Source organism: Marinobacter goseongensis (assembly GCF_023156235.1).
GTDB classification, from domain to species: Bacteria; Pseudomonadota; Gammaproteobacteria; order Pseudomonadales; family Oleiphilaceae; genus Marinobacter; species Marinobacter goseongensis.
In genome coordinates this window covers 1-926 of sequence record NZ_JAKZAI010000081.1, presented here as the reverse complement: position 1 = coordinate 926, position 926 = coordinate 1, and the positions used below count along the sequence as shown (strand labels likewise).

The window sequence follows — 926 nt, the reverse complement described above, 5'->3', positions numbered from 1 at the left end:
CAAATTGCAGGAAATAGAGCGCAATAAATTGGCCGCTTAAACGCGGTCATTTGGACAACTGGGTTGAAAATCGCCGGGACATTGTGACCGATAGAACGCTCGTCCCTGAATGACAGACCTTCCTGCGCAGTGGTGACCGCATTCACATACTTCCCGCTGTAGGTAAACGTCATATCACCTTTGAGGCCAGCCTTGGGTTTCGGGAACCGGATGCTGCCGGCGTCGTGCCACTGGTAGTTCCAGTAAACCTGTACTGTCAGAACCTTTTGTTCGCTCTGCATCGGTATTCCTAAATACCAACATGATGGACTTTATAGTAGCTATTAACCGCAAAAATACCACTATACTGATATATAGTCCTGCAGGTCAGGGATCTAATTACTATTATAGTGATATATAAATAAAAGCTAACGTCAGCCCACCGCATTAGTACCGCTCAACAAACAATGCCTAGCTGAAATTGATGCTGCCGACGTCTCCAAGCAGCCCAGTGAGTCGGCCAAGCAGTTAACTCACAAAACGATTAGAAGACCCAACGACCTCTTCTCTGTCCGATTTCGAGGCACTCGAAACCTAACAGGCCGGGAATGAAGGGTGGTCATTCCGGTCATGTGGCGAGGCTCGCTAGGCTGGTACGAATGTACGATATACAGCCCTCGGCTTCAGAGTCGGCCTGGTTTAAGGCGTTTCTGGAAAACTGCGGCCGGTGAACCATCTAGCTGGCATTGCAGAGGAACCGAAGACTTTCCGTATACCGTTCCAGTAGGAGGATAGAGGTTGGATTCAGACGGGCCTTCTACCCTATACACTTGTCAGATCATCGCTGCCGCAACGCGTTAATTTCTCTGGTTGTAAGCGCCGTTAAATCGACCCACTTGCCCTAATCGTATTGAGCCACTTTTTTCAAAGCCGGCAACTCGGCATTC

The 926-nt window shown here is 49.1% G+C and carries 1 pseudogene; it reads right to left on the bottom strand.

The features are described from left to right. Positions 1–281, bottom strand: a pseudogene (locus MLC70_RS18425) (hypothetical protein); the annotation flags it as partial. Positions 282–926 lie beyond the last annotated feature (645 nt).